Origin of the sequence: Kitasatospora sp. NRRL B-11411, assembly GCF_000721345.1 — a bacterium.
GTDB lineage: Bacteria > Actinomycetota > Actinomycetes > Streptomycetales > Streptomycetaceae > Kitasatospora > Kitasatospora cineracea.
In genome coordinates this window covers 1-1162 of the sequence record NZ_JOGH01000279.1, presented here as the reverse complement: position 1 = coordinate 1162, position 1162 = coordinate 1, and the positions used below count along the sequence as shown (strand labels likewise).

The window sequence follows — 1162 nt, the reverse complement described above, 5'->3', positions numbered from 1 at the left end:
CCGCCACCCTCCCCGACCACGACGTCCAGTGCCCGCTGCACGGCGCCACCGGCTGCCACCTCCCGCCGCCCGCCACCGCCCTCGCCCTGCACGCCGCGTTCTGCGCCGACCCCGCCGCCCCCCTCGACACCGACACCGTGCACGCCCTCGCCGCCGTCCTCGGCGCCCAACTCCACAGCGCCGAACGGGCCCTGCGCGAACGCGCGGTCGGCGAACGCGGCCCCGGCACCGTCATCGAAGGCACCCTGCGCGCCGTCGTCGCCCGCCTCGCCGACGCCCCCACCCGCCACCGCCGGGTACTGGCCCGGCTCGCCGCCGAGTACGCCCACGCCGCCGGCAGCCTGCGCCTGCACGGCGGCCGCCCCGCCACCGCGATGGCCTGCTTCGACCGCGCCCTCGGCTGGGCCGCGCTGGCCGGCGACGCCACCACCCAGGCCGCCGCCCTCAGCGACATGGCCGTCCTCGGCCTCCTCGACGACGACCCCGCCGCGGCCGGCGACTACGCCCGCGAGATCCGCCGCGCCGCCCCCGGCCGCCACTGGTCCGACGCCCTCGCCACCCTCGGCGAGGCCCGCGCCACCGCCCTGGCCGGCGACGTCCGCGCCACCGTCCGGCACATCGGCCGCGCCCGCCAGCACCTCGACCGGCCCGCCACCGTCGACACCGAGGACCACGTCCCCTGGCTCGCCCCCGCCGCCCTGCGCCTGCGGGTCGAATCCGGCTCCTCCGCCGCCCTGCGCGACCTGGCCGCCGCCACCGCCGACCCCCGCCTCGCCCACCGCGCGCTGACCGCCGCCACCGCCGCCCTCGACCTGCTCGGCGACGGCCAACTCCCCGCCGCCCGCAGCATGCTCACCGTCCGGGCCGCCGACTGCCACCTGTGCGCCGACGACCCGCACACCGCCCTCGCCACCCTCGCCCCCGTCCTCGACGGCGCCCCGCTGCCCGCCCTGGCCCGCCACGAACTGCGCGGCCTGCGCGACCGCCTCACCGCCGGCGCCGACCGCTGGGGCCCCGCCGCCACCGAGGCGGCCGCCCGGCTCGGCGCCTCGATCTGACGTACCGTCAGGCGGTCCTACGTTGTTGGTGGGTTGGACGGGCCGTCGTAAGGTCCAGAGATCCAGAGGCGCCGGGTATGGCTTTCAGGCGGTTGCACGCGATG

At 79.4% G+C, this 1162-nt stretch carries 1 protein-coding gene; it reads left to right on the top strand.

Translation table 11 applies throughout. The features are described from left to right. On the top strand, positions 1–1058 hold a 1058-nt coding region (locus IH44_RS0139900), incomplete at its 5' end, for a hypothetical protein (RefSeq protein ID WP_035958593.1). Positions 1059–1162 lie beyond the last annotated feature (104 nt).